The sequence below is a fragment of the Rudaea sp. genome, from assembly GCF_036383415.1.
Lineage (GTDB): Bacteria > Pseudomonadota > Gammaproteobacteria > Xanthomonadales > Rhodanobacteraceae > Rudaea.
On record NZ_DASVOK010000285.1, the window covers coordinates 1 to 3,934 of the forward strand.

The following is a 3,934-nucleotide window of genomic DNA, read 5'->3' on the forward strand; positions in this document are numbered from 1 at the left end:
CCTGGCCGCCACCGAAGTCCTGCGGCGGCTGGTATTCCTGCCCTGGTCGATAACCCTGCGCCTTGATCTGGTCGTAAGCCTGGCGCTTGGCCGGATCGCGCAATGCCTCGTAGGCCTCGTTGACCGACTTGAACTTCTCCTCGGCGCCCGCCTCCTTGCTCACGTCGGGATGGTATTTCTTGGCGAGCTTGCGGTAGGCGGTCTTGATCTCCGCTTCGGTCGCGCCGGGCTTGACGCCGAGGATGTCGTAGTAGTCTTTGAATTGCATATATGGTCTACGGCCTCAGAAGACGAGCTCCTGTTCGAGGAAAGCAGAAACACCCGCGGCCAGCATAGCCGACCGCGGGTCCGTCCAAAAGGCGTTCCGAAAAATTGCTTTTGTCGAGAAGTGCGGCCAGGGGATGGCCGCTTATTTGATCTTCGCGATCAGGGACGATCGCAAAAATGCCTGCTCAATTCACCGCAATCTTGCGCGGCGCCGCCTGCGCTTTCTTCGGGATCGCGATCTCGAGCACGCCGTTCTTGCCGCTGGCCGTGATCGCATCCGCATCGGCGCCATCGGGCAGCGCGAAGCTGCGCTCGAACGCACCATGACGGCGCTCGACACGCGTAACTTTCACGTTCTCGGCAGTCGTCTCCGACTTGCGCTCGCCCTTGATCGTCAGCACGCTCTTGTCCATGCTGATCTCGATGTCCTTCGAGTCCACGCCGGGGATGTCGGCAAGGATCACGTAACGGTTGTCCTCTTCGCGCACGTCGACGCGCGGCGTCCACGAATTCGCATCCTGATGGTCGACGAAGAAATGGCGGTGATGCGGGCGCAGCCAGTTCTGGTAGTGGGTGATGGTCATGTCTTTTTCCTGAGGTGATTCGGGCTGATTGCCCGCTGGCAAGAAAAATGCGGATGGCCGAAATCTTTTCAAGGGATGAAGTTGGCGAGGATTAAGCCGTATCATCGGCACCCACCCATTGAAAGGATCAGAGCCATGACCATCGGCGTCGGCGACACCCTTCCCAACATCACCCTCAACTACCTCAAGGACGGCGTGCAGGCGGTCAACACGGACGAGATCTTCAAGGGCAAGAAGGTCGTGCTGTTCTCCGTGCCCGGCGCGTTCACGCCGACCTGTTCGGCCAAGCATCTGCCGGGCTACGTGGAGAAATTCGCGGAGTTCAAGGGCAAGAACGTGGACGTGGCCTGCATCGCGGTCAACGACGCCTTCGTCATGGACGCCTGGGCGAAGAACCAGCACGTGCCCGAAGACTTGTGGATGCTTGCCGACGGCAACGGTGCGTTCACCAAGGCGCTCGGCCTCGAAATGGACGGCACCGCGTTCGGCCTCGGCATGCGCGGCAAGCGCTTCGCGCTCTATGCCGACGACGGTGTGGTCAAGGCATTGAATCTCGAAGCGCCGGGCGAGTTCAAAGTGTCCGATGCGGCATCGATGCTCGCGGTGATCTGATCACGCGACATGTAGGCTGGGCTTGTCGGCCCAGCCTACGCTCTACGTCTGTTCATTCCGCGGGCGGCGGCGCGATTGCCGTTGGAACATCTGCTTCGCCGATCTCGTCCTCTTCGGCACCGATCGACTCGATCGCCACAACACCGACAAGCGACTCATCGGTCGGCAAGCGAATCAGCGTCACGCCCTGCGTGTTGCGGCCAACCTTGGCGATCTCGTTCGCGCGAGTGCGAACGAGCGTGCCTTGGTTCGAGATCAGCATGACCTCGTGCGCATCGTCCAGCTCAACCGCACCAACCAGATTGCCGTTGCGTTCGGAACACTGGATGCCGATGACGCCCTGGATGCCGCGGCCCTTGCGCGGGTATTTCGACAAAGGCGTGCGCTTGCCGTAGCCGCGTTCGGTCGCGGTGAGCACATAGGTTTCCGACGGCGATGAGGGCTCTTCGGCGAGCACTTGGGCCTCGGTCGCTTCGCTCGACTCGTCGTCGTCACCGGCCTGTTCCGCGGCATGCTCGACAACAAGCAGCGAGACGACCTGCACGCCTGCGGCGAGACGGATGCCGCGCACGCCGCTGGCGCCGCGGCCCATCGCGCGCACTTCGTCTTCGGCGAAGCGCACGGTGCGGCCGTTCGAGGCGAACAGCATCACGTCGTGCGTGCCGTCGGTGAGCTGCACGTCGACGAGCGCATCGCCTTCGTCGAGCGAAATCGCCGCCTTGCCCTTCTGCAACTGGAATTCGAACTCGGTCAGCGGCGTCTTCTTCACTGTGCCGTTGCGCGTGGCGAAGAAGACATAGTGGTCTTCACGATATTCGTGCACCGGCAGGATCGCCTGCACCTTCTCGCCCTCTTCGAGCTGCAGCAGGTTGACGATCGGGCGGCCACGCGAATTCGGGCCGGCCTCGGGAATTTTGTACACCTTGAGCCAGTACACGCGGCCCAGGCTCGTGAACGCGAGCAGCGTGTCGTGCGTGTTGACGACCCAGAGCTTTTCGACGAAATCCTCTTCCTTGATCGCCGTCGCCGAGCGGCCCTTGCCGCCACGCTTCTGCGCGCGATAGACCGTGGTTGGCTGGCGCTTGGCGTAGCCCGCATGCGACAGCGTGACGACCACGTCCTCGGGCGCGATCAGGTCGAGCACGTCGAGGTCTTCCTGGCTGGCCTGGATCACGGTTCTGCGCGCGTCGCCGTACTGCGTCTTGATCTCGATCAGCTCGTCGCGGATCACGCGCAGCAACACATCGGGATCCATCAGGATCTCGATCAGGCCGGCGATTACGCCGAGCAGTTCCTTGTATTCGTCGGTCAGCTTTTCCTGTTCGAGTCCGGTCAGGCGCGCGAGGCGCATTTCGAGAATCTGCTGCGCCTGCACTTCCGAGAGCTGGTAGCCGACTTCGGACAAGCCGACGTTCGGCGCGAGGTCTTCCGGCTTCGACGCATCCGCGCCCGACGCGGCGAGCAGCGTGCGCACGAGGCCCGGCTCCCAGCGCTTGGCGAGCATGCGCTCCTTGGCTTCCTCGCTCGACGCCGAGGTCTTGATCAGCTCGATCATCTCGTCGATGTTGGCGAGCGCGACGGTCAGGCCTTCGAGTACGTGGGCGCGGTCGCGCGCCTTGCGCAGTTCGAAAATCGTGCGCCGGGTCACCACCTCACGACGATGGCGGATGAACGCCTCGAGGATGTCCTTGAGGTTGAGCAGGCGCGGCTGGCCGTCGACAAGCGCGACCATGTTGATGCCGAACGTGACCTGCATCTGCGTCTGCTGGTAGAGATTGTTCAGCAGCACTTCGGCAAGCGTGTCCTTGCGCACCTCGATGACGATGCGCATGCCGTCCTTGTCGGATTCGTCGCGCAGGCCGTCGGGCGAAATGCCTTCGAGCTTCTTCTCCTTGTGCAGCTCGGCGATCGCTTCGATCAGGCGCTTCTTGTTCACCTGATACGGCAGTTCGGTGATGATGATCGTCTCGCGGCCGTTGTCCTCGGTCTCGATCTCGGCCTTGGCACGCACGTAGATGCGGCCGCGGCCGGTCTTGTACGCCTCGATGATTCCGGCCGCGCCGTTGATGATGCCGTAAGTCGGGAAGTCCGGCCCCGGCACGAGACGCAGCAGTTCGTCGAAGCCCAACTCGGGATTGTCGATCAGTGCGATCGTCGCATCGACGATTTCGGTGAGGTTGTGCGGCGGCACGTTCGTCGCCATGCCGACGGCAATACCCGACGAACCGTTGATCAGCAGGTTCGGAATGCGCGCGGGCAGAATGGACGGTTCGTTTTCGCTGCCGTCGTAGTTCGGCTGGAAGTCGACCGTTTCCTTGTCGATGTCGGCCAGCATCTCGTGGGCGATCTTGGCCAGGCGGATTTCGGTGTACCGCATGGCCGCGGCGTTGTCGCCGTCCACGGACCCGAAGTTGCCCTGGCCGTCCACCAGCATGTGGCGCATCGAGAAGTCCTGCGCCAGGCGGACGATG

At 62.5% G+C, this 3,934-nt stretch carries 4 protein-coding genes; 1 reads left to right on the forward strand and 3 read right to left on the reverse strand.

Annotated features, from left to right (window positions below):
• A partial coding sequence (locus VF497_RS10825; RefSeq protein ID WP_330888540.1) for a DnaJ domain-containing protein occupies positions 1-268 on the reverse strand: 268 nt, incomplete at its 3' end.
• 184 nt (positions 269-452) lie between these two features.
• Positions 453-851, reverse strand: coding sequence for an Hsp20/alpha crystallin family protein (locus VF497_RS10830; RefSeq protein WP_330888542.1), 399 nt, complete (start codon positions 849-851; stop codon positions 453-455).
• Between the two features lie 135 nt (positions 852-986).
• On the opposite strand from VF497_RS10830, the gene VF497_RS10835 reads away from it, so the two are divergent.
• Positions 987-1,463: a peroxiredoxin gene (locus tag VF497_RS10835; protein WP_330888544.1), complete on the forward strand. Its 477-nt coding sequence runs from the start codon at positions 987-989 to the stop codon at positions 1,461-1,463.
• Positions 1,464-1,515: 52 nt separating this feature from the next.
• Here VF497_RS10835 and gyrA read toward each other — a convergent pair.
• The coding region (gyrA, locus tag VF497_RS10840; protein WP_330888546.1) for a DNA gyrase subunit A at positions 1,516-3,934 on the reverse strand (2,419 nt) is incomplete at its 5' end.